This window comes from Janthinobacterium sp. GW821-FHT03A03, from assembly GCF_059421435.1.
Map to the genome: position 1 here is coordinate 36431 of NZ_JBWKUZ010000021.1, position 22048 is coordinate 58478.

The 22048-nt window shown below is 64.6% G+C and carries 20 protein-coding genes; 12 read left to right on the top strand and 8 right to left on the bottom strand.

From position 1 onward, the window contains the following. Positions 1-44: 44 nt before the first annotated feature. On the top strand, positions 45-2765 hold the full coding sequence (acnA, locus tag AC07VI_RS25055) for an aconitate hydratase AcnA (RefSeq protein ID WP_086146034.1): 2721 nt from the start codon (positions 45-47) through the stop codon (positions 2763-2765). Between the two features lie 213 nt (positions 2766-2978). Beyond that, a complete protein-coding gene (locus tag AC07VI_RS25060; RefSeq protein WP_086146033.1) occupies positions 2979-4232 on the top strand; it encodes a DUF2863 family protein in 1254 nt (417 codons plus the stop codon). A gap of 71 nt (positions 4233-4303) precedes the next feature. On the opposite strand, the gene AC07VI_RS25065 is transcribed toward AC07VI_RS25060, so the two are convergent. Together AC07VI_RS25065 and AC07VI_RS25070 are read right to left on the bottom strand one after the other, a co-directional pair. Beyond that, complete coding sequence (locus AC07VI_RS25065; protein WP_086146055.1) at positions 4304-4768, bottom strand: CYTH domain-containing protein; 465 nt, start codon at positions 4766-4768, stop codon at positions 4304-4306. Between the two features lie 12 nt (positions 4769-4780). Continuing rightward, positions 4781-5902 carry a M14 family metallopeptidase gene (locus AC07VI_RS25070; protein WP_086146032.1) on the bottom strand — a complete coding sequence of 374 codons (1122 nt, stop codon included), beginning with the start codon at positions 5900-5902 and terminating at the stop codon, positions 4781-4783. Between the two features lie 302 nt (positions 5903-6204). Here AC07VI_RS25070 and AC07VI_RS25075 point away from each other — a divergent pair, with 302 nt between their 5' ends. Then, positions 6205-6867, top strand: a complete 663-nt coding sequence (locus AC07VI_RS25075) for a TetR/AcrR family transcriptional regulator (protein ID WP_086146031.1) — start codon at positions 6205-6207, stop codon at positions 6865-6867. 96 nt (positions 6868-6963) lie between these two features. Beyond that, on the top strand, positions 6964-7335 hold the full coding sequence (locus AC07VI_RS25080; protein WP_492995155.1) for a hypothetical protein: 372 nt from the start codon (positions 6964-6966) through the stop codon (positions 7333-7335). 61 nt (positions 7336-7396) lie between these two features. On the opposite strand, the gene scpC is transcribed toward AC07VI_RS25080, so the two are convergent. After that, positions 7397-8893, bottom strand: coding sequence for a succinyl-CoA:acetate CoA-transferase ScpC (gene scpC / locus AC07VI_RS25085; protein WP_086146054.1), 1497 nt, complete (start codon positions 8891-8893; stop codon positions 7397-7399). A gap of 160 nt (positions 8894-9053) precedes the next feature. Between scpC and AC07VI_RS25090 the strand changes: the two genes are divergently transcribed. Next, a complete protein-coding gene (locus tag AC07VI_RS25090; protein WP_086146029.1) occupies positions 9054-9947 on the top strand; it encodes a LysR substrate-binding domain-containing protein in 894 nt (297 codons plus the stop codon). A 56-nt stretch (positions 9948-10003) separates the two neighbouring features. Here the strand turns inward: AC07VI_RS25090 and AC07VI_RS25095 are convergent, their stop codons facing one another. Beyond that, positions 10004-11311 (bottom strand): sugar MFS transporter, encoded by a 1308-nt coding sequence (locus AC07VI_RS25095; protein ID WP_086146028.1) that lies wholly within the window; start codon positions 11309-11311, stop codon positions 10004-10006. 303 nt (positions 11312-11614) lie between these two features. On the opposite strand from AC07VI_RS25095, the gene AC07VI_RS25100 reads away from it, so the two are divergent. Continuing rightward, positions 11615-11848, top strand: a complete 234-nt coding sequence (locus AC07VI_RS25100) for a DUF3563 family protein (RefSeq protein ID WP_083708080.1) — start codon at positions 11615-11617, stop codon at positions 11846-11848. 110 nt (positions 11849-11958) lie between these two features. Then, positions 11959-12486: an NADPH-dependent FMN reductase gene (locus tag AC07VI_RS25105; RefSeq protein ID WP_492995159.1), complete on the top strand. Its 528-nt coding sequence runs from the start codon at positions 11959-11961 to the stop codon at positions 12484-12486. Between the two features lie 58 nt (positions 12487-12544). Here AC07VI_RS25105 and AC07VI_RS25110 read toward each other — a convergent pair whose 3' ends face one another. The 4 genes from AC07VI_RS25110 to AC07VI_RS25125 all read right to left on the bottom strand — a co-directional run bounded on the left by AC07VI_RS25110 (position 12545) and on the right by AC07VI_RS25125 (position 17309). After that, positions 12545-14251: a lactate permease LctP family transporter gene (locus AC07VI_RS25110; RefSeq protein WP_099374987.1), complete on the bottom strand. Its 1707-nt coding sequence runs from the start codon at positions 14249-14251 to the stop codon at positions 12545-12547. A 93-nt stretch (positions 14252-14344) separates the two neighbouring features. Continuing rightward, the gene (locus AC07VI_RS25115; protein ID WP_492995161.1) at positions 14345-15790 is read right to left on the bottom strand and encodes a LutB/LldF family L-lactate oxidation iron-sulfur protein; all 1446 of its coding nucleotides are present in this window, start codon (positions 15788-15790) and stop codon (positions 14345-14347) included. Beyond that, positions 15787-16503 (bottom strand): LutC/YkgG family protein, encoded by a 717-nt coding sequence (locus tag AC07VI_RS25120; RefSeq protein WP_099374989.1) that lies wholly within the window; start codon positions 16501-16503, stop codon positions 15787-15789. The genes AC07VI_RS25115 and AC07VI_RS25120 overlap by 4 nt, the downstream gene beginning before the upstream one ends. Next, positions 16500-17309 carry a (Fe-S)-binding protein gene (locus tag AC07VI_RS25125; protein ID WP_492995164.1) on the bottom strand — a complete coding sequence of 270 codons (810 nt, stop codon included), beginning with the start codon at positions 17307-17309 and terminating at the stop codon, positions 16500-16502. Before AC07VI_RS25125 ends, AC07VI_RS25120 begins: the two co-directional genes overlap by 4 nt. A gap of 153 nt (positions 17310-17462) precedes the next feature. On the opposite strand from AC07VI_RS25125, the gene AC07VI_RS25130 reads away from it, so the two are divergent. The 5 genes from AC07VI_RS25130 (at position 17463) to AC07VI_RS25150 (ending at position 22034) form a co-directional block, all read left to right on the top strand. After that, positions 17463-18161 carry a FadR/GntR family transcriptional regulator gene (locus AC07VI_RS25130; protein ID WP_226935830.1) on the top strand — a complete coding sequence of 233 codons (699 nt, stop codon included), beginning with the start codon at positions 17463-17465 and terminating at the stop codon, positions 18159-18161. Between the two features lie 111 nt (positions 18162-18272). Next, positions 18273-19373 (top strand): GGDEF domain-containing protein, encoded by a 1101-nt coding sequence (locus tag AC07VI_RS25135; RefSeq protein ID WP_492995167.1) that lies wholly within the window; start codon positions 18273-18275, stop codon positions 19371-19373. An 81-nt stretch (positions 19374-19454) separates the two neighbouring features. Next, positions 19455-20474 (top strand): helix-turn-helix transcriptional regulator, encoded by a 1020-nt coding sequence (locus AC07VI_RS25140; protein ID WP_086146022.1) that lies wholly within the window; start codon positions 19455-19457, stop codon positions 20472-20474. A 63-nt stretch (positions 20475-20537) separates the two neighbouring features. Beyond that, the gene (locus AC07VI_RS25145; protein ID WP_492995169.1) at positions 20538-20951 is read left to right on the top strand and encodes a hypothetical protein; all 414 of its coding nucleotides are present in this window, start codon (positions 20538-20540) and stop codon (positions 20949-20951) included. Between the two features lie 276 nt (positions 20952-21227). Next, positions 21228-22034, top strand: coding sequence for a TorF family putative porin (locus AC07VI_RS25150; protein ID WP_086146020.1), 807 nt, complete (start codon positions 21228-21230; stop codon positions 22032-22034). The last annotated feature ends 14 nt before the right edge of the window (positions 22035-22048 follow it).

Here is a 22048-nt window from a genome sequence, read left to right on the forward strand (position 1 = left end):
AATTTGAATAATCAATAATAGACGATACCCAACAAGGAGAGGTCATGTCCCGCAACACTCTGAACACGCTCAAGGACTTTAATATTTCGGATAGCAAGAAGGGCAAGCTGTACTCCCTGCCTGCGCTGGAAAAAAGCCTGGGCATCAATGTCTCCCGCCTGCCAGTGTCGATTCGCATCGTGCTCGAATCGGTATTGCGCAACTGCGACGGCAAAAAAGTCACCGAAGAACACGTCAAGCAATTGGCGAGCTGGGGCCCGACCGCCGAGCGCACCGACGAGATCCCGTTCGTAGTGGCGCGCGTCGTGCTGCAGGACTTCACCGGCGTTCCACTGCTGGCCGACCTGGCAGCGATGCGCAACGTGGCCGCCAAGATGGGCATCAACGCCAAGAAGATCGAACCGCTGGTACCGGTCGACCTGGTGGTCGACCACTCGGTCACCATCGATCACTACCGCGAAAAGAAAGCGCTGGACCTGAACATGAAACTGGAATTCTCGCGCAACAACGAGCGCTACCAGTTCATGAAATGGGGCATGCAGGCATTCGACACCTTCGGCGTCGTGCCGCCGGGCTTCGGCATCGTCCACCAGGTCAACCTGGAGTACCTGGCGCGCGGCGTGCACCACGCAGGCAAGAAAGCCGGCGACGTGTACTACCCTGACACCCTGGTCGGCACCGACTCGCACACCACCATGATCAACGGCATCGGCGTGGTCGGCTGGGGCGTGGGCGGCATCGAGGCGGAAGCCGGCATGCTGGGCCAGCCGGTTTACTTCCTGACCCCGGACGTCATCGGCGTGAACCTGTCGGGCGCGCTGCGCGAAGGCTGCACCGCCACCGACCTGGTACTGACCATCACCGAACTGCTGCGCAAGGAAAAAGTCGTCGGCAAGTTCGTCGAATTCTTCGGCGAAGGCACTGAGTCCTTGACCCTGACGGACCGCGCGACGATCGCCAACATGGCTCCGGAATACGGCGCGACCATGGGCTTCTTCCCGGTCGACGAAGCGACCATCGATTACTTCAAGGGCACCGGCCGCAGCAAGGCTGAAATCGCCGCGTTCGAAGGCTACTTCAAGGCGCAAAACCTGTTCGGCGTGCCAAAAGCGGGCGAGATCGACTACACCCGCGTGGTGGAACTGGACCTGGCGTCGGTCGCCCCATCGCTGGCCGGCCCGAAACGCCCGCAAGACCGTATCGAGATCGGCAACGTCAAGGCCAACTTCGCCGAACTGTTCGCCAAGCCGACGACCGAAAACGGCTTCAACAAGAATCCGGCCGACCTGGCTGCCGTGTACGAAACGACGAACGGCGTGAAAGTGTCGAACGGCGACGTGCTGATCGCCGCGATCACCTCGTGCACCAACACCTCGAACCCGAGCGTGATGCTGGCTGCCGGCCTGCTGGCCAAGAAAGCCGTGGAAGCGGGCCTGAAAGTCGCTCCGCACATCAAGACCTCGCTAGCCCCTGGCTCGCGCGTCGTAACCGAGTACCTGACCGCTGCCGGCCTGCTGCCATACCTGGAAAAACTGGGCTTCGGCGTGACCGCCTACGGCTGCACCACCTGTATCGGCAATGCGGGCGACCTGACGCCCGAGCTGAACGCAGCCATTGCCACGCACGACATCGTCGCGTCGGCCGTGCTGTCGGGCAACCGCAACTTCGAAGCGCGCATTCACCCGAACATCCGCTCGAACTTCCTGGCTTCGCCACCGCTGGTCGTCGCCTACGCCATCGCCGGCAACATGACGCGCGACCTGATGACGGAACCGGTCGGCAAGGGCAAGGGCGGCAAGGACATCTACCTGGGCGACATCTGGCCGACCTCGGCTGAAGTGTCGGCCATGATGAAGTTCGCCATGAACGCCAAGGTATTCAAGGACAACTACGCGGACGTCAAGGGCGCGCCAGGCAAGCTGTGGGAAAAAGTCACCACCGTCTCCGGTCAAGTCTACAACTGGCCAAAATCGACCTACATCGCGGAACCACCGTTCTTCGACAACTTCTCGATGACGCCAGCGGCAGTGGCCACCGGCATCGAAGGCGCGCGCGCGCTGGGCGTGTTCGGCGATTCCATCACCACCGACCACATCTCGCCAGCCGGCTCGATCCAGGAAAACGGTCCTGCAGGCAAGTGGCTGAAGGAAAACGGCGTCCTGAAGGCGGACTTCAACTCCTACGGCTCGCGTCGCGGCAACCATGAAATCATGATGCGCGGCACCTTCGCCAACGTGCGCATCAAGAACCGCATGATCCCTGCCAAGGCGGACGGTTCGGCGGTCGAAGGCGGCATCACGATCCATCAGCCTTCCGGCGAACAGATGTCGATCTACGACGCAGCGATGAAATATGTTGCTGAAGGCACGCCAACCATGGTCTTCGGCGGCGAAGAGTACGGTACGGGCTCGTCGCGCGACTGGGCCGCCAAGGGCACCCAGCTGCTGGGCGTGAAAGCCGTGATCACCCGTTCGTTCGAGCGCATCCACCGCTCGAACCTGGTGGGCATGGGCGTGTTGCCGCTGCAATTCATCGGCGACGACAGCGTGCAAACGCTGGGCATCACCGGCAATGAAACCTTCGACCTGAAAGGCCTCGAAGGCGAAATCAAGCCACAGCAACTGGCTACCCTGGTGATCCACCGCGCCGACGGCAGCAGCCAGGAAGTCAAGGTCCTGCTGCGCATCGATACGCCGATCGAAGTCGATTACTACAAGCATGGCGGCATCCTGCCATTCGTACTGCGTCAACTGCTGGCCGAGTAATCCGCCCGGCTGTGATGTAAGATAAGAGCGCCGGTTCCGACCGGCGCTTTTTTTCGTCCATACGCCCTGTTTGCGCTTGAAATTACGGCAATCGGCATGATCTACAGACAGCTTACGTATTGCGTGCGGCCGAATCCTCTACAATACGGTTATAAGGGTTTATCATTGTTTGACTGATCCATTTTTTTCACTTTCCGAGACTCTTATCCCGCTATGCGTCGTCCTTCCAAAGATTCATCCCATAAACTGACTGCCGACAGCCAGCGCCTGGTCACCTTTGCCCAGGCGATCGTGCAGGCAGCCAGCCGTCTCGAAGAGCGGTCCTGGGAACACAGCCTGGATACGCAGCTCCAGAAATTACTCAAAACCGGCCACCAGGACACCGTCGACAACACCCTGGGCAGCCTGTTCAAGGAAGACTTGAACGCCTACGACGTGCTGATGGACTGCGTTGAAGCCGTCAGCGAATCGACCGTCATCACGCATGAAGAGGTGCGCTACGACGCCCTGCTGGTGGCCGTGCCCATCCTTGCGTGGACGCGCTTTTCCATCGCCTCCGGCCCCATGGCCGGCGACGCGCACGGCGTCTTGTCCGCGCACTTTGCGGCACACCTGCTGGCCGATGGCACGAAGATGGCCATGGCACCGACCCTGTACTCGATCGACCAGTTGCCGCGCAGCCACGTCGAGACGTATGCCAAGACGCAGAAGCTGGCCCTGGCCGCCCTGAAGGGCACGGCCGTCAAGCCATCGAGCAAGGAAGCGGAAACGGCGCCTTTCCTGGCCGACACCCGCTACCTGCTGGTGGCCGTGGTCGCGCCTGCCGGCGCGCCGCTGTTCCGCTGGCAGACGCCGGCCAGCCAGCTCGACTTCATCAAGGAGCGCAGCGCCGCCCTGGAGCAATGGCGCGCGCAGGCCACCCCGACCATTGCCCGCCTGCTGCCCGGCTGCGGCCTGGAATTGCTGCTGCCGGAAGCGTACTACGTGGCCTGCCGCGAAGCGGACAAGCTGATACGCCCCGTCTCCGTGCGCGCCGCCGTGCACTACCTGACGCATACGCTGGCCATCGAGCCGTCGGAATTGCGCGCCGTCATCGCCGGCTTCGGCGAAGAGGCGGCCGACGGTCAGGTGGACGAGTACCGCATCGCCTTCACCCTGCGCCAGGCGCCGGACGTCATCTACGGCATCGTCTGGCCCCTGTACGGCCAGGAAGACGAGGATGGCACGCCGATCGAAGGCCTGATCCAGGTCGGCATCGCCGCGCTGGACAAGCAAAAGACGCCCGTCGATGAAATTATCGAGCATCTGAACGCAGCCGGCGTGACGCAGATCAAGCGCCATGCGGAACGTTTTGTCGGAGAGTATTGCGACGATTGCGGCGCGCCGCTGTTTGCCGACCCGGTCGGCGAGCTGGCGCATGCGGAAATGCCGGAAGATACGCCGCAAGGCACCGAGCACTTCCACTAAATCGTGCAGACGTAAAAAAGGCGGAACCCCGGTTCCGCCTTTTTGCATTTCAAGCCACGCTTAACGCGCCATCACCACTGTGAAAACGGGTGGCGGATCAAATTCGCGTTGTAGTAGCGCGCATCACCCGACACTTCCGCGCCTATCCATTCCGGCTTCTCGAACGGCTGGTCTTCCGACGCCAGCTCGATCTCGGCCACCACCAGGCCCGCATTGGCGCCAAGAAACTCGTCGATTTCCCATACCATGCCCGCGTGTTCGATGCGGTGGCGGACCTTTTCGATCAGCGGCTGTTCGCACAGGCCATCGAGCAGTTCGACGGCGTCGGCCAGCGGAATCGGATACTCCCACTCGCCGCGCGTCGCGCCCACGTTGGCGCCCTTGATGGTCAGCATCGCCTGTTCGCCCTCGATGCGCACGCGCACCACGCGCTCGCGCGCCGACGACAGATAGCCCTGGCGCAGCAGCACCGGCTGGCCCAGGCCGCGCCAGGCGTCGCTGGCCAGCAGGAATTTACGCTCGATTTCGATGCCCATGAACAACGCCGATCAATCCAGCGACAACAGGATAGGCTGCAGCATGGCCGCGCCCAGGGCCGCGCTGCGCGCGCCATTCCAGCCCACGGCCGGATCCGGCAAGTCGGCGTTTTCCTTGAACGGCATTTCCAGCGTCAGCGCCAGGCAGCCGAAGTGGTGGCCGATGTATTTCGACGCCAGGGTCAGCATGTCCGACTTGTACTTGCTGGCCGCATAGCCGAACTTGTCCTGGAAGTCGGGGCTGGACTGCTTGTAGCGCTCGATGAAGGCCTTCTGGTGCGCCGCTTGCTCTGGCGTAAAGTTTTCCAGCATTTCGTTGCCAGCCACAAAGTTGTACGGCAGCGCTTCATCGCCGTGGATGTCGAAGAACATGTCGACGCCCGTTTCGTGGATCTTGTTTTTCACGCACAACACTTCCGGGCTGGACTCCAGCGACGGCGTCATCCATTCGCGGTTCAGGTTGGCGCCGGCCGCATTCGTGCGCAGGTTGCCGCGGATGGAACCGTCCGGGTTCATGTTCGGCACGATGTGGAACACGGCGCGCTGCAAGAGCTTGCGCGCAATCGGGTTGGCGTCGTCCAGCAGCGAGTCGATCAGGCCTTCGACAAACCATTCGGCCATCGATTCGCCCGGATGCTGGCGCGCGATGATCCAGATTTTCTTTTCCGCCTGCGGGTTGCCGATGGTAACCATGTTCATGTCGCGGCCGTCGACCGTGCTGCCCAGGTCGGACACGCGCGCCAGCGGATGCTCGGCCACTTCGCCCAGCAGGCGCAAATGGCGTTCCCACGAGTACGGCTCGAAGTAGGCGTAATACACGCTGTCGAGTTCCGGCGTGTGCGAGATCGTCATGACCTGGCCATCAAACGAGGTCGGTACGCGGAACCAGTTTTCGCTGTCGTAGCTGGCCACGGCCTGGTAGTCTTCATAGCCGGCCGGATACGTGGCCTGGCCCGCGTTCAGGAAGCGCATCGTGCACGCCTGGCCGCGCGCGCCCTGCAGGCGGAAGTGGAACCACTGGTGGATGTCGGCGTGGCTGTCCTTGCGCAAGTTCAGGTCGATGGCGCCGGCACTGGTGGCGCTCACCACGTCGATGGCGCCCGAGTCGAAGTTCTGGCTGATTTTAATGGTCATGTAATGATCCCGTCCGAATGTAAGTGTTCCGGCGTCGCCTCGTGGGCCACCGCCGTCGCGCTAAAAAACGCAGTGTAAGCTATGCCGCTATTTTCCGCCCTTTGGCCCCGTTCGCAAAGCCTGCCCCGGCGATTTATGCACCAATCCGGGGCATCGATGGAAAAGTGCCGGGTAAAAGCGCGAAAAATCGGCCAGCTGTTGCATCTACCGGACAAAAAACTGATTTGTAACAGCGGCTGACACATTGGCACCATGCCGCCCCCCTATAATTCTTGCTTTCATAGAGTCGCCAGGAAAGAGTCGTGGACAAGAAGTTAACTAATATCCAGGAAAGAAAGTTACGCGAGGCTCAGGCGCGGCGCGAGCACATCATTGACGTCGTCAAGGACCTCATCAAGAAGGGCGGCGCGCGCGCCGTCTCCATCCGCAAGGTGGCCGAAGCGGCCGGCTTTTCCACCACCGTCGTGTATGCCCTGTTCCGCGACAAGGCCACCCTGATCGCCCAGGCCATGGACAAGGATTTGCTGGAACTGGTGCGCGCCATGCGCGAAGCCTGCGCCACCAGCGCCGATCCGTGGCAGCGCATCAGCCTGGTCGGGCGCGCCTATATCGAGTATGGTTTCCGGCATCCCGACGAGTATTCGCTGATTTTCATGGAATTGCGCCCGCATGCGGAAATCGACGCCGTTGAAGTCGAGCACGGCAACATCGAGCAAGACCCGTATGCCTACGCGCTGCACCTGTTCGGCGAACTGGCGCAGGCGGGCCAGGTACGCCAGGACGAGCAAGCGCTGCACACGATGACGCAAATCTTCTGGCAGGCGCTGCACGGCCTCGTGTCGCTGCGCATCGTCATGGATGCGGGCGACCCATGGACGCCGCATCTGGAAATGAACGCGCATATCGACGACTTGCTCGCTGTCATCACGGCAGGCATCCGCTTGCGCTTTGCACCAGCTTCCTGACGTTTGATCCAGCGCAAACCGGGCCGCTCAAAAAGGCGGACAGTGGAGTGACGCCGCCTGCGCTGGTGCAGCGCGGCCCGCGCGAAGGAGTGCGAGATGAACGATGCCTATGCCACGGACCGGCTTGACAAACAGCAAAGCGCGCACAATGCTGTACGCATGGAAGCGCGCCTGACAAAACTGGAAACGGACCGGGAACATGACCGGCAATGGTTCAAGACCCTGGAACAGCGGCTTGGCGAGGGCCTGGACAAGGTGCGCACGGGATTGCGCGACGAATCGCAGTTGCTGCGCGCCGACCTGACGCAATTTCGCGGCGACCTGCGCGGCGACTGCCACGCCTTGCGCACGGAACTGGGCGACATCCGCAAGCACATGCATACCCACTTCCTGTGGTTCATGGGCATACAGGCCACCACCACGTTTGCCCTGCTGGGCCTGGGCGCCAAGGCGCTGCATATGTATTGAATAGTGAAAAAGGCAGGCGCGGTGCTGCACCGCCCTGCCCTGTGTTTGCGCTGACGCGAACTTACTGCGCTGCCAGCATGCTCTGCGTTTCCTGGTAGCGCGTATGCCACGACAGCGCCTCTTGCAGAATGTGCGGCGTGTGACCACCGCGCTGGCATGCCGCGTCGTAATATGCGCGCAATTGCTCGCGGTAGTCGGGATGGGTGCAGCGCTCGATGATCAAGGGCGCCCGTTCGCGCGGCGCCAGGCCCCGCAAGTCCGCATAGCCCCACTCCGTCACCAGCACGTCGACGTCATGCTCCGTATGGTCCACATGCGACACCATCGGCACGACGCTGGAAATGCGCCCGCCCTTGGCCGCCGATTTCGACACGAACATCGACACTTGCCCATTGCGCGCAAAATCGCCCGAGCCGCCGATGCCGTTCATCATGTGCGTGCCGCACACGTGCGTGGAGTTGACGTTGCCGTAGATATCGAATTCCAGCGCCGTGTTCAGTGCAATGATGCCCAGGCGGCGCACGATTTCCGGGTGGTTGCTGATTTCCTGCGGCCGCAGCACGATCTTCGAGCGGTAATGATCGATATTGTCCATCAGCTTCCGGTGCACGGGCGCCGACAGCGTGATCGACGAGGCCGAAGCAAACGCCAGCTGGCCCGAATCGAGCAGTTCGATGGCGCTGTCCTGCAGCACTTCCGAGTACATCGTCATGTTCTGGAAGGGCGAACCGATCAGGCCATGCAGCACGGCATTGGCGATGGTGCCGATGCCCGCCTGCAGGGGCAGCAGTTCCGGCCCCATGCGTCCGGCCGCCACTTCGCCTTCCAGAAAGGCGATCACGTGGCCGGCGATCGCCTGCGTTTCCGCATCGGGAGGCAAGGCGTTCGACGGGCTGTCGGGGCTGTCCGTGATGACGATGGCGGCAATGCGCGCCGGGTCGATGGCGATGGCCGTGCTGCCCAGGCGCTGGTCCACGCGCGTGAGCGGGATCGGTTCGCGGCCCGGCAGGGTTTGTGGAATATAAATGTCGTGCAAGCCTTCCAGCGCCAGCGGCGTGGACAGGTTGATTTCGATGATGACCTGCGTTGCCTGCTGGGCAAAGGCGGCGGAGTTGCCGACCGACATGGTCGGAATGATGGCGCCGGCGGCCGTGATGGCCGTCGCTTCGATGACGGCGATGTCGACGGCAGCCAGGTTACCCGAGCGCAACTGCTCGGCCGTTTCCGACAGATGCTGGTCGATGAACATGACTTCGCCGTTATTGATCTTGCCGCGCAAGACCGGGTCGACCTGGAACGGCATGCGGCGCGCCAGCACGCCCGCCTCGGCCATCAGGCCGTCGCTGCCGTTGCCCAGCGAGGCGCCCGTGATCAAAGTCAGGCTCAGCGGGTCCTGCAGGGCGCGCTCGGCCAGTGCGCGCGGCAGGGCCTTGGCGTCGCCGGCACGGGTAAAGCCGCTCATGCCGACGCGCATGCCGTTGTGGAACAATTTGGCTGCCTCATCGGCGCTCATGATTTTGCTGAGCAAGCCTGGGTGGCGGATACGGTCCTCGTACATCGTGATGCTCCTGGTATTCTTAATATTCTCAAACTGGATGGCTGTCATACACCAACCCCATAAGTGGGATTCAGTATAAAATCCCGGCCATATGCATGGCATGAATTAATTTCGCCACATCCAGTCGATATTTTCATGCCGCGCCGAGGCGAGCACCATCTTGGATATCCGTTCCCTGCGCTATTTCGTCGAAACCGTGCGCCTGTCGAGCTTTACGCAGGCAGCCGAATCGCTGCACCTGACCCAGTCGACCATCAGCAAGATGGTGCGCCAGCTGGAAGACGAGGTGGGCGCGCAGCTGCTCGTGCGCGACGGGCGCAAGCTGACGCTGACGGACACGGGCCGCATCGTCTACCAGCACGGCCAGGAAATGCTGGCCAACATGCGCCAGCTGACCCTGGAAGTGCGCGACACGCAGGCGCTGGCGCGCGGCAGCCTGACGGTCGGCATCCCGCCGATGATCAACGTGCTGTTTACGCCCGTATTAAAAGCCTTCCGCGCGCGCTATCCGCACATCAGCCTGACCTTGCAGGAAGACACGGGCCAGCAGATCGAACGCAAGGTGGCGGCCGGCGAGCTGGAAATCGGCATGACGGTGCTGCCGGCCGATCCCGAACTCGATCTCGTCGCCGTGCCCGTCGCCAGCTACCCGATCTGGGCGCTGGCCGAACCGGGCACCTTCCAGAAGCAGCGCACGACCTTGCCCTTCAAGGCGCTGGCCGAGCTGCCGCTGGTGTTATTGAAAGATGATTTCGCCCTCACGCGCAGCCTGCGCCAGTATTTCGCGCAGGCCGGCTTCGAGCCGCGCATCGCCGCGCAGAGCGGACAATGGGACTGGCTCGTGGCGATGGCCTCGGCGGGACTGGGCGTGGCCCTGCTGCCGGAGCCATTCATCCACCGCCTGGCCGGCGAACCGCTTGAGACGGTGCGCATCGTCGAGCCGGAAGTGGCGTGGCAGGTGGCGCATATCTGGAGCGGGCGCTATCTGTCGCACGCTGCGCGCGCCTGGCTCGAGGTGTGCGAGGATGTGCTGGGCACGAAATTCGAGCATTAACGCAAAAAAAAGGGTGGCCTCGGCCACCCTTTTCAGCATTATCGATTCCGCGCCGCTTACTTTGCGCCAGCGCCTTCGCTGTACATGCCGGCGTATTTCCAGCCGAAGTACAGGATAAACGTATAGCACAGGGCCGGCACGAGGAAGGACAGCTGCAGGTTGATGTGGTCGGCCAGGAAGCCCTGGATGAACGGCACGATGGCCCCGCCGACGATGGCCATGCACAGGATGCCCGAGCCTTGTCCCGTTTGCGCGCCCAGCTTGTTCAGCGCCATGCTGAAGATGGTCGGGAACATGATGGAGTTGAACAGGCCCACGGCGATCAATGCCCACATGGCCGTGTGCCCGCTGGAGAAGACGGCGACGAGAATCAGCGCGATGACGACGGCGGCGTTGAAGGCCAGGGTCTTGCCCGGGCTGACATAGCGCATCACGCCAAAACCGACGAAACGGCCCAGCATGGCGCCGCCCCAGTAATAGCTGACGAAATAGGCGGCGTCGGCGTGGCTCAGGCCCGCGATATGGCTCTCGCCCAGGAAGTTGATCAGGAAGCTGCCGATGCTCACTTCTCCGCCCACGTACAGGAAGATGGCCAGCGCGCCCAGCACCAGATGGCGGTGCGACCAGATCGACACCTTGTGGCCATCCTGCGCCAGGGCCGCCGCATCGTCGGCATGCGAAATCTTCGGCAAGCGGGCCAGCGCGAACAGCACGGCCAGCACCACCAGGGTGGCGGCCAGCGCCAGGTACGGACCCTGCACGGCGGCCGCTTCCTTGGCCCGGTAGGCCAGCTGCTCGGCCGCCGGCAGCAGGTCGAACTGCTGCACCGTCAGCACGGTGCCCGACAAAATCAGCATGCCGCCCAGGGCCGGCGCCACGGTGGTGCCCAGCGCGTTGAACGCCTGCGTCAGGGTCAGACGGCTCGACGCCGTCTGCGGGTCGCCCAATTCCGTCACGTAGGGATTGGCAGCCACCTGCAGCACGGTGATGCCGGCCGCCAGGATGAAGAAGGACAACAGGAACAGCGCGTAGCTGCCGGTGGAAGCAGGATAGAACATGGCGCAGCCGGCGGCGGCGATCAGCAGGCCGGCGACGACGCCGCGCTGGTAGCCGATTTTCTTGATCAACATGCCGGCTGGCAACGAAACGATGGCGTAGGCGCCAAAGAAGCAGAACTGCACCAGCATCGCCTGGACATAGGTCAAGGTGTAGATCGAGCGCAGATGGGGAATCAGCACATCATTGAGCGAGGTCAGCAGCCCCCACATGAAAAACAGCACCGTGACAATGATCAGGGCGCCTGTATTGTTTTGCGTGCCGGCCTGCGCGCGCGTTGCGCCCAGCCCCTGCTTTACGTGTTCCATACTTTCTCCATTGTTCTATCCAAGATTGTCGTGCCCTGCCCTGGCCCATCGCTTGCATGGGCACCATCAGGCAGCGGCAGCGCTCGTGTCTGAAAGCAACATCTTCGCAAGGCCGAGCGCGTAGTAAAACTACCTTGCTGCGGCCGCATTATGCCCGAAAGGCCCCGGATTGCGCAGGTTTCGCATCAATTATTCGATAATTGAATAGCTGACATTCGAAAACAAAAGTAGCCTTATATCTTGGGATTGGTATACTTATGTTGCAGTGCAGCACAACGCGGCACGCCACACAAGGAGTTCGCCATGTCTACCGCATTTACCTATCACACGACGCAAAACAACAATGTCATCGCCACCTTGCTGCACGCCGCCAAGCGTGTCGGCGCCTGGCTGGCCCAGAGCAGCGATCACCGCGAACGCGCCTATGAAGAAGCCTATCTGGCCGAATCGACCGACCGCTACGACCTGGAATACCGCATGCGCGAACTGGCCCGCGCCAACCCGCAGCCAAGCTGGATGAGCGGTCTGAGCCGTTAAGAGCGCAGCCATACCAGCCACGCATAGCAGCCCATCGTCGGCTGTTGCAACATCGATAGCGCCATCCTGCTCGCCTTGCGCTTGAGCGCGCGATGGGCTATACAGGCGAGATGCAAACGCCCATTACCATCCTCGCCATCGCCGGCAGCCTGCGTGCCGCCTCCCTCAATACCGCCCTGCTGCGCGCCATCGCCCGGCTTGCACCAGCGCCATTTGATATCCGCATCTACCAGGGACTCGGTGACCTGCCGCTGTTCAATCCCGACCTCGACGCCGACAGCCTGCCGGCCGTGACGGGCCTGCGCGACGCCATCGTGGCGGCCGACGTGCTGCTGCTGGCCAGCCCTGAGTACGCGCACGGCGTGAGCGGGCCCATGAAGAATGCGCTGGACTGGATGGTGGGAAATGAATCGTTCATCGACAAGCCACTGGTGCTGCTGAACGCTGCACCGCGCGCCACGCATGCGCAGGCGGCGCTGCGCGAAACGGCATGCACCATGTCGGCGCGCCTGATCGACGAGGCCTGCATCAGCCTGCCCCTGCTGGGGTCGGGACTCGATGCGGAAGGCATCGCCGCTGACCCGGCATTGCGCCGGACCATCCTCGATATGCTGCAGTGCATCAGGTCATTTCCATGACCTTCTGCACGTTTTGCTGAAAATTTATCTAGTTTTACTACGTACTTCTACGCACCGCTCAATGCGGGATCATGCCGGTGAACACATACGCCTGCAGCATGGTGATGATGCCGATGATGACGGCAAACAACAGGCTGTGCTTCAGGGTAAAGCGGAACAGGTCCGATTCCCTGCCCACCAGTCCCGTTGCCGCGCAGGCCACGGCGATCGACTGGGGCGAGATCATCTTCGCCGTCACGCCGCCCGTCGTGTTGGCCGCCACCATCAGGGTGTCGGACACGCCGATCTGGTGCGCCGTCGTGTTTTGCAGTGAGCAGAACAGGGCGTTCGACGACGTGTCGGACCCCGTCAGGAAGACCCCCAGCCAGCCCAGGAAGGGCGAGAAGAACGGGAAGGCGGCGCCGCTGCCGGCCAGCAGCAGGGCCAGGGTGGACGACATGCCCGAGTAGTTGGCAACAAAGGCAAACGCCAGCACCAGGCCGATCGACAGCACGGGACGGCGCAATTCCACCACGGTTTCCACGAACGCCTTGACGCCATCGCGCGGCTTCATGCGCAGCATCAGCATCGACAGCACGGCCGTCAGCAAGATCGCCGTGCCCACGGCCGACAGCAAATCGAGCTTGAACACGGCTTCATACGCCTTCGGCTCGGCCACGATGGGCATGGTCTTCATCACCAGTTTGTCGAGATAGGGCACGTGGATCTTGATGACCAGGCCGGACAAGGCGCCGCCGGCGGCAAACAGGGCCTTGAAGCCGGGCAGGCTCCACACGGTGACGATGGCCGTCAACAGGCCGAACGGCGCCCAGGCGCGCATGGTCTGCGCCGTCGTGTAGGGCGAGGCGGCGCGATTGCCGGCGCCGCGCACGGCCGAAGCACCGCCCGCGCCGCCAAAACCGGACAGCGCGGCCGTGCCGCCGCCGACGGCATGGGCCACTTTCGCATTCTTCGGCTGCCACACTTTCAGGAACAGGGTCAGCGACACCAGGCTGACGAGGGCCGAGGTGATGTCCGGCAGCTCGGGGCCGATATGGTTCGAGGTGAAGTACTGGGTGACGGCAAAGCTCAAGCCCGTCACCAGCGCGGCCGGCCACACTTCGCGCACGCCGCGCAAGCCATCCATCATGAACACCAGCCAGAACGGCACCAGCAGCGACAGCAGCGGCAGCTGGCGGCCCGCCATGGCGCCGATCAGGAAGGGGTCGATGCCCGTCACCTGGCCCGCCACGATGATGGGGATGCCCATCGCGCCGAAGGCCACGGGCGCCGTGTTGGCGATCAGGCACAGGCCCGCCGCGTACAGCGGGTTGAAGCCCAGGCCCACCAGCAGCGCCGAGGTGATCGCCACGGGCGCGCCGAAGCCGGCCGCCCCTTCCAGGAAGGCGCCGAAGGCAAAGCCGATCAACAGCACCTGCAGGCGCTGGTCGTCCGTGACCGACAGCACGGAGGCGCGGATGATGTCGATCTGCCCCGTCTTGACGACGATTTTATACAGGAAGACGGCCGTGACGATGATCCAGGCGATGGGCCACAAGCCGTACGCAAAGCCGTAGCCGGCCGCCGCCAGCGCCTGCGGCACGGGCATGCCATAGGCGAAGATGGCCACGGCCAGCGCCAGCGCCAGCGTGACGGCGGCGGCCACATGGCCCTTGATGCGCAGCGCCGCCAGGGCGATGAAGAAGAAGATGATGGGAACGGCTGCCGCCAGCGACGACAGCCACAAACTGCCGAGCGGGGTGTAAAGTTGGGTCCAGGTTTGCATGTCGGGTCTCCTCCGGTGGATGCGGGTTGAGTGAAAAAACGGCTTTTGATGTAGTTGTGTGCAGCGTGTTTTTTGCGGTATGGCGGGGTGTCGCTATTCTTCCTGCCCCCGTGCATTAAGCAGGTCGGCCAGGCTGCGCGGCGCCGGCGTCAATGGCTTGCGGTGCTGCGTCCAGCCCAGCTGCTTGCCCGGCGTGAGCCTGCGCAGGCGCGTGGCGGCCCAGCGGAACAGGCGGTAGCTGGCAGGGCGCGCGAAGGCGCCGCTCCAGAAGCGCCAGATCAGGCTTTCGCCGCGGCTGAACTTGGCCCCCTGGCCGCGCAGCCGATGCGCCACCTGTTCGTCCGGATTGCGGTTCGCCTCCGTGCGCAGGCGCACCAGCAGTTGCGGAATCGGGATGCGCACGGGGCACACCTCGCCGCAGGCGCCGCACAGGCTCGACGCGGTGGCCAGGTCCGCCGTCGCGGCGAGTCCCAGCAAGTGGGGCGAGATGATCTTGCCGATCGGCCCCGGATACGTGGTGCCGTAGGCGTGGCCGCCGATGCGCGTGTAGACGGGGCAGTGGTTCATGCAGGCGCCGCAGCGTATGCATTGCAGGGTGGCGCGCAGCTGCTCGTCGGCGTAGGCCTGGCTGCGGCCGTTATCGAGCAAGACCAGGTGCACTTCGCGCGGCCCATCGAGCTCGCCGGCGCGGCGCGGGCCGGAAATCAGGTTGGAATACGTGGTGATGGCCTGCCCGGTGGCCGAACGCGTCAGCAGGCTGGCCAGCGGCACGATGTGCTCCAGCTTGGCGACCACTTTTTCCATGCCCATGATGGCGATGTGCACGTCCGGCACGGACGTCGTCAGCCGGCCATTGCCCTCGTTTTCCACCAGCCACAAGGTGCCCGTGTCGGCCGCCGCGAAGTTCACGCCCGACAGGCCGATGTCGGCCTCGACGAAGGCCTGGCGCAGGGCGCGCCGGCCCGTCTGGATCAGGCTGTCGACGTCTTCCGTGTAAGGCGCGTCGGGAATATGCTCGGCAAACAGGCCCGCGATGTCGGCCTTGGTTTTGTGAATGGCCGGCATGACGATGTGCGACGGCTTTTCGCCGGCCAGCTGGACGATGTACTCGCCCATGTCCGACTCCAGGCAGGTCATGCCGCGCGCTTCCAGGTAGTGATTGAGCTCGATTTCCTCGCTGGCCATCGACTTGCCCTTGATGAAGCGCGTCGCCTGGGCCTTTTGCGCGATGGTGTGGATGATGGCGTTGGCCTGCTCGCCATCCTCGGCCCAGTGCACCTGCACGCCGGCCGCCGTCAGCCTGTCTTCCAGCTGCACCAGCAGGTCAGGCAGACGCGCCAGCGCGTGCCGGCGCACGGCTTCGCCGATGTCGCGCAGGCGTTCGAGTTCATCGCCGTCGGGGAACTGGGCGCTGCGCTTGTCCTGTAAAAAATCCATGGCGCCGCGAAAGCTCTGGCGCAGTTTCGGATCGTCGAGCGCGGCGCGGGCGCGCGCGTGAAAGTCTGCCGGTTTGACGAATTGCAAGGGCTTGGCGTTCATGGCTGGCCTCCTTCATGGGCTGGCAAGTCGTCGACGATCAGCACCCACAGCCAGCGCGGGCCATGCGCGCCATAGGCAAGGGTTTGCTGGATGTCCGACGTTTTCGACGGTCCCGACACCAGCACCAGGTTCGATGGCATGCCGTCCGCCCAGCGCTCGGCGCGCGCCGCCGCGTGCAAGTCCACGTGCAGGCTGCTCGCATACACGAGGCAGACGTGCAGGGGCGGCGCCAGCGACACCGTGCGCGGCGCGGCCGCGTCGGGCGCAATGACCAGGGTGCCCGTGGCGGCAATGCCCGAGCGGGCGACCGTAAAACCGGCGTCGACCGTGTCGAACAATTCGCCCTTCCACTGCGCCAGCGGACGGTCAAAAGACAGCGCTGACACGCCCACCGGCAAGGCGGCGCGCAAGGCCTGCCCTTCGGCGCTGGCGGCATCCACCAGCAAACGGCGCGCGCCGTGCTCACCGAGGCGCTGCGCCAGCAGGGCCGGCCAGGCGTCCACGCTCACGCAGTCGACCTGCGCATGCGAGACGCGCAAGGCTGCCTGCATGACGCTTATCCTGTGACGCGGCGACAGAGGAGATGCGGCGCGGCGCGCCTGGTAGTGGCTGTCGATGACGGTATCGATGGTATCCACCGCCTCGGGCGCGGAGGGTGCGGCGGCGCGCAGCCGGCCCAGCATGCGTTCGCGGGCGGTCAATGCCGCACTCATGGCGCGCCTCCCGTGCGGCGCCACAAGAAGCTGGCCAGGTGCTCGACGGGCAGCGGCGCGCCCTGGTGCTGGGCGGCGTGGCCGATGTTGAGCAGGCAGCCGCAGTCGGCCGAGACGAGCCGGTCGCAGCCCGTGGCGCAGGCCGAGGCGATCTTGTCGCTGACCATGGCGCCGGAAATGTCCGGATGTTTCAGTGAGAACGTGCCGCCGAAGCCGCAGCATTCCGACTCGCGCTGGTGTTCGACGCGGGTCACGCCGGGCAGGGCGTCGAGCAGGGCCACGCCGTGCGTGCGCGTGCCCATCTCGCGGCGCGCCCCGCACGAGGTATGCAGCACCACGCTTTCATCGGCCTGCCCTGGACCGGCCAGGGCCAGGCCGGCCAGGTCGAGCTTGAGCACGCAGACGAGAAATTCGCTCAGTTCATACACGCGTTCGGCCAGTTCCAGCGCCTTGGGACCGGCCACGGGGTCGTCCTGGAACAGCTGCGGCCAGTGGTGGCGCATCATGCCGGCGCAGGAACCGGACGGCACGATCACGGGCCACGGCTGCGCAAACAGGTCGAGCTGGGTGCGGGCCACGGCGCGCGCCTGGTCCGGGTTGCCGCTGCTGTAGGCGGGCTGGCCGCAGCAGCTCTGGCCGCGCGGATAGTGCACCAGCAAGCCTTCCCGTTCCAGCAGGCGCACCGCGTCGAGCCCCGCCTGCGGCACGAACAGGTCGACCAGGCAGGTGGCGAACAGGTACACCTGGAGCGGTGCGGGCGGGTAGTGGCGTGATGCGTGGCGCGGCTGGCGCGGGTCTGGCTGCATGAGTGTGTCTCCCGGCGCTCTGTGTGTTGCTGCGGCGCCGCTGTGTGTTGTTAAGAATGACCGGTTCACGCATAATTCCAGCTTCCGCGCGCCGCTTCAAATTGCTCGGACCACTTGAAAACAACAGACGAGACAACAGCGATGGCGACAGGCATGCAGACGCGGGGCAGGGTCGAGACGGTGATGCGCAGGCTGGAGACGGCCCTGCTGGACGGCAGCTTGCCGGCGGGTGCGCAACTGCCGGCCGAACGCCTGCTGGCGCAGCAATATGGGGTTTCGCGCAATACCGTGCGCGAGGCGGTGCAGCGGCTGGCGGCGCGGGGCCTCGTGCGCAGCCGGCGCGGCGCCGGCGTCTTTGTGACAGATCAATTGCGCACCGGCATGGCTTCACCGTGGAGCCAGCTGGTGGCCGACCACCCTGCCCTGCGCGACGACATCCTGGAATTTCGCCGCGTGCTCGAAGGAGCCACGGCCTACTTTGCCGCGCAGCGGGCCAGCGCGGGCGAACGCGCGCAAATCCTGGCCTTGCTGGCCGAACTGGAGCAGGCGCGCGCGGTCGACGACAAGCACGGCGAGGCGCAAGCCGATGCGCGGCTGCATGAAGTCATTGCGCAGGCGTCGCACAACACCATGTTCTTGCACTTGCACACCAGCATCATCGGCATGCTGCGCGAACACATCACGCTCAACGGCACGGGCCTGCGCCAGCAGGATGACGCCACCTCGCTGCAACTGCTGTCGCAGCACCGCACCCTGTGCGAGGCCATCTGCGCCAGCCAGCCGGAAGAGGCGCGCACGGCCATGCAAAGCCATATCGACTTCGTGCGCACGCGCGTCAACCACGACGATTAAGGCCACTGGTAGGGCCAATTGGGGATTTTCAGGGGCACGCTTGGGATGCGTCGCAATTTGTCGCAGGGCGGGGCAAGAATGAGGCTTCGATTCGCTACCCGACAGGTTTCCATGCAGCAGCACCATGCAAGCAACGACTCCCGCAGCCTGGCGCTGCACCCCTGGCTGGCCCGCTTGCGCGATCCGCAACAGGAAGCGGCCTATCTGCGCCTGCCGGCGCCGGGCCAGACGCATGGCTGGCCGCCGCTGGCCCTGTACGCCAGCGCCAGCTTGGCCTTTGGCGCGGCGCTCCTGCCGCCCGACCGCTGGCCCTTGGCGCTGGCCTGGTGCCTGGCCATGGCTTGCGCCCTGTGGCAGGCGCTGCGCAGCCCGGCCACCGGGCCTTGCCGCGAGGCGGCCCGCCGCACCGTGCTCGCCCTGGGCATGGCCGGCTTCCTGACGAGTTTTTCGCTGCGGGACGCCGACGCCGCCTGGCACGCCATGGCCTTCTGCGCCCTGCTGTTGCTGCCATATGCCGGCATCACGCAAGGCACGCGGCACGCCGCCGGCCTGGGCGGCGCCGCCAGCCTGGCCTGGTTCTGCCTGCACGGCGCCAGCCAGGCCGCCGACGCCGCCACCTTGCTGGCGCTGAACCTGGGCGGCGTCTGCGCCAGCCATGGCTTGCAGCGCCAGCGCCGCGCCCAGTTCATGCAGCGCCGCATCCTGCTGGAACAAGCCATGCGCGACCACCTGACCGGCTGCTACAACCGGCGCTACCTCGATGAACGCCTGCTGGACGCCGAACTGGCCCGTTCGCAGCGCCATGGCCTGAGCCTGACCGCCATCCTGTGCGACATCGATCACTTCAAGCGCATCAACGACGTGCACGGCCACGCCGCTGGCGACGCGGCGCTGCGCACGGTGGCCGCCCTGCTCGGCGACGCCACCCGCCGCGGCATCGACAGCGTGGTGCGCCACGGCGGCGAAGAATTCCTGCTGATCCTGCCTGAAACGGACCTGGCGGGCGGCGTGCGCCTGGCCGAACGCCTGCGCGCCAGCCTGGCGCGGCAGACGGCGACGACGGCCAGCTTCGGCGTCGTCACCATCGATTGCCGGCCTGGCGCACCGGCGCCCGACGCATCCGCCCTGGTCGCCGCCGCCGACAAGCTGCTGTACCAGGCCAAGCATGCGGGACGCAATTGCGTCAGGGCCGCCATGCTGGCCCCCCTGTAATTGCCATCGAATTAATGTTACCATTCGACAACTTATGTACTCCACAGTACACATCCTGCCACTGAATTGAACGGAAACACCATGTCCGAGCGCCCGCCACGCCCCTCCACCATCATGCGTCAATGGCAAATGCTGCGCCTGATACCGCAAGCGCCGCGCACCATCACGGTTGCCGAACTGCACGACAAGCTCAAGGCGATCGATTTTGCCATCGGCATCCGCACCATCCAGCGCGACTTGCTCGACCTGGCCGAGATATTCCCACTGACAAGCCCGCTCGACAGCAAACCGTTTGGCTGGTGCTGGATGGAAAACGCCGCGCGCATGGACATGCCGGGGCTGTCGACGCCCGCCGCGCTGACCCTGGCGCTGATGGAGCAGCAATTGCGCCACGCCCTGCCGCCATCGACCCTGGACAGCATGCAGCCCTATTTCAGCGCCGCGCGCCAGACCCTGAACGCCACCAACGAGCGCGCCCACGCGCCCGCCTGGCTGGACAAGATACGCACCATCGCCCCCATGCAGCGGCTGCTGGCCCCCGTCATCGACGAGGCGTGCCAGCGCAATGTGTACGAGGCGCTGCTGCAGGACCGCCAGCTGAAGCTGCGCTACAAGAAACGCGACGCCGACGCCGCCGTCAGCTACGACGCCGTCCATCCGCTGGCCATCGTGCAGCGCGGCCAGCTGATCTACCTGGTGTGCCTGTTCGCCGAGTACAGCGACGTGCGCACGCTGGTGCTGCATCGCGTGCAGCAGGCGGATATCCTCTACTTGCCTGCGCGCAAAAAAGAAGGCTTCGACATCGACGCCTACATCGCCTCCGGCGCCATGGGCATCCGCGAAGGCGAACCGCTGCGGCTCGAAGCCGTGTTTGCGCGGCGCAGCGGCGAACATCTGTATGAAACGCCGCTGAGCGCCGACCAGCAATTGCGCGAGCGCCCCGACGGCGCATTGCACCTGACCGCCACCGTACCCAGCACGCGCGAACTGCAATGGTGGCTGCTGGGCCTGGGCGATGGCGTGGAAGTGCTGGCGCCGGCCACCTTGCGCGAACAGATGAAGAACACCATCGCCAGCATGGCCAGCCGCTACGCGGCCTGACGGCGGACCACGGCGGCGGCGAAAACTGCTACCATCGCGCGCCGCCAATGATTCCATCCCGCCATGACCGTCCTCGTCCACACCCATCCGCTGGTGATCCAGCTGGAAAACGACTTGCTGCCCCTGTTCCGCGCCGCCCTGCCGCAGCTTGCCGCCGGCGCGCCGCAGCTGCTCGCTTCCGTCTTCGCGTTTTCCAGCGGCACGACCAGCGCCTTCCAGGATTATCATTTCGGCATTTCCTGCCTGCTCGGGGACGTGCCCGACGACCAGCCCGAGGAAGTGGCCCTGCTGGTCAGCGTATCGGGACTCGACAGCAGCGCGCAATTGTGCGCCCAGGTGCTGTGGGGACAGCCGTCCGGCCTCGTCGAGGCGCAGGCGGACTTGCCGGCCGCCGGCATGCAAGCCTTGTCCGGCGCCCTGCCCGGGCTGCTGGCCGCCTTGCTGACGGCGGCGCAGCGGGGCCGGCCCGCCGCATGACAGGCGCTTGAAAAAGTGCCAGGAAACAACAACTTATGATTTCCGCAGTGCAACATTATTGACTTGCACTAGTCATACGCCCTATCCTTTCGGTTACGTTTGGTGGGAATGCGTGCATGTTGAAATGACGCTGCATGGTGCTTGTCCGCGACCGTGCATGCCTGCATCGCCAGCCGAGCGCCAACAAGTCCTTTCCGCATCTTTGCCGCATTTATTGCAACCATCAGGGCAGCGCGCCTGGACGGCCGCCGCCAGCAAACTACGGAGCCGACTGCCATGCCTTGCCTGATCCAGAAACCCGCCTTTTCCCTCATTTGCTGCGCCTGCACGCTGCTGGCCGTGCTGCCGGCACACGCGCAGACGGCGGGCGCCGGCGACGCCCCCGCCGCGGCGAGCCTGAGCGCCAATGTAACGCTCGCTACGCAATACATCTCGCGCGGGTTCCGCCAGACCTGGGGCAAGCCCGCGCTGCAGGCGGGCTTGGACTATGCGCACCCCAGCGGCTGGTCGCTGGGCACCTGGGCTTCCACCGTCAGCGACCGCTACATCCAGGACGCCACCGTCGAATGGGATCTGTACGGCGGCTACGGCGGCACGGCGGGCGAACTGGGCTACAGCGTGCTCGCGTATTACTACAAGTACCCGGGCGCCGTCTACCGCGCCACGGGCGTCAAGTACGACTATGGCGAGCTGTCGCTGGGCCTCAGCTACAAGATGCTGTACGCCAAGTACAACCGCACGGTCACGCGCGACTTCTTTGGCATCACCAATGCGCGCGGCACCGGCTACCTGGACGTGGGCGCGAACGTCGACCTGGGCCATGCCTGGACCCTGAACCTGCACGCCGGCAATGGCCGCGTGGCGGGCAGCGGCAACGCCATGTGGAACTGGCGCGACGCCAGGGCCGGCGTCACCAGGGCGCTTGAAGGCGGCTGGAGCGTCAGCGCCGCCGTCACGCGCGCCTGGGGCGCCACCGACGCCTACGACCATTACACCCTGGGCATTCCCGATGCGGCCGGCCGTTTCGACACCTCGAACCCGGCCGCGGCCACCTTCGTGCTGGCCATCAGCAAGACTTTCTAGGCGCGCTACCCGCG

Coding starts and splice junctions, on each gene's coding strand:
- AC07VI_RS25070 (WP_086146032.1), bottom strand. CDS start 5,902: ATGACCATTAAAATCAGCCAGAACTTCGACTCGGGCGCCATCGACGTG.
- AC07VI_RS25125 (WP_492995164.1), bottom strand. CDS start 17,309: ATGCAGCCAGACCCGCGCCAGCCGCGCCACGCATCACGCCACTACCCG.
- AC07VI_RS25135 (WP_492995167.1), top strand. CDS start 18,273: ATGCAGCAGCACCATGCAAGCAACGACTCCCGCAGCCTGGCGCTGCAC.
- AC07VI_RS25145 (WP_492995169.1), top strand. CDS start 20,538: ATGACCGTCCTCGTCCACACCCATCCGCTGGTGATCCAGCTGGAAAAC.
- acnA (WP_086146034.1), top strand. CDS start 45: ATGTCCCGCAACACTCTGAACACGCTCAAGGACTTTAATATTTCGGAT.
- AC07VI_RS25105 (WP_492995159.1), top strand. CDS start 11,959: ATGCAAACGCCCATTACCATCCTCGCCATCGCCGGCAGCCTGCGTGCC.
- AC07VI_RS25130 (WP_226935830.1), top strand. CDS start 17,463: ATGCAGACGCGGGGCAGGGTCGAGACGGTGATGCGCAGGCTGGAGACG.
- AC07VI_RS25060 (WP_086146033.1), top strand. CDS start 2,979: ATGCGTCGTCCTTCCAAAGATTCATCCCATAAACTGACTGCCGACAGC.
- AC07VI_RS25115 (WP_492995161.1), bottom strand. CDS start 15,790: ATGAACGCCAAGCCCTTGCAATTCGTCAAACCGGCAGACTTTCACGCG.
- AC07VI_RS25065 (WP_086146055.1), bottom strand. CDS start 4,768: ATGGGCATCGAAATCGAGCGTAAATTCCTGCTGGCCAGCGACGCCTGG.
- AC07VI_RS25120 (WP_099374989.1), bottom strand. CDS start 16,503: ATGAGTGCGGCATTGACCGCCCGCGAACGCATGCTGGGCCGGCTGCGC.
- AC07VI_RS25110 (WP_099374987.1), bottom strand. CDS start 14,251: ATGCAAACCTGGACCCAACTTTACACCCCGCTCGGCAGTTTGTGGCTG.
- AC07VI_RS25140 (WP_086146022.1), top strand. CDS start 19,455: ATGTCCGAGCGCCCGCCACGCCCCTCCACCATCATGCGTCAATGGCAA.
- AC07VI_RS25100 (WP_083708080.1), top strand. CDS start 11,615: ATGTCTACCGCATTTACCTATCACACGACGCAAAACAACAATGTCATC.
- AC07VI_RS25080 (WP_492995155.1), top strand. CDS start 6,964: ATGAACGATGCCTATGCCACGGACCGGCTTGACAAACAGCAAAGCGCG.
- scpC (WP_086146054.1), bottom strand. CDS start 8,893: ATGTACGAGGACCGTATCCGCCACCCAGGCTTGCTCAGCAAAATCATG.
- AC07VI_RS25150 (WP_086146020.1), top strand. CDS start 21,228: ATGCCTTGCCTGATCCAGAAACCCGCCTTTTCCCTCATTTGCTGCGCC.
- AC07VI_RS25095 (WP_086146028.1), bottom strand. CDS start 11,311: ATGGAACACGTAAAGCAGGGGCTGGGCGCAACGCGCGCGCAGGCCGGC.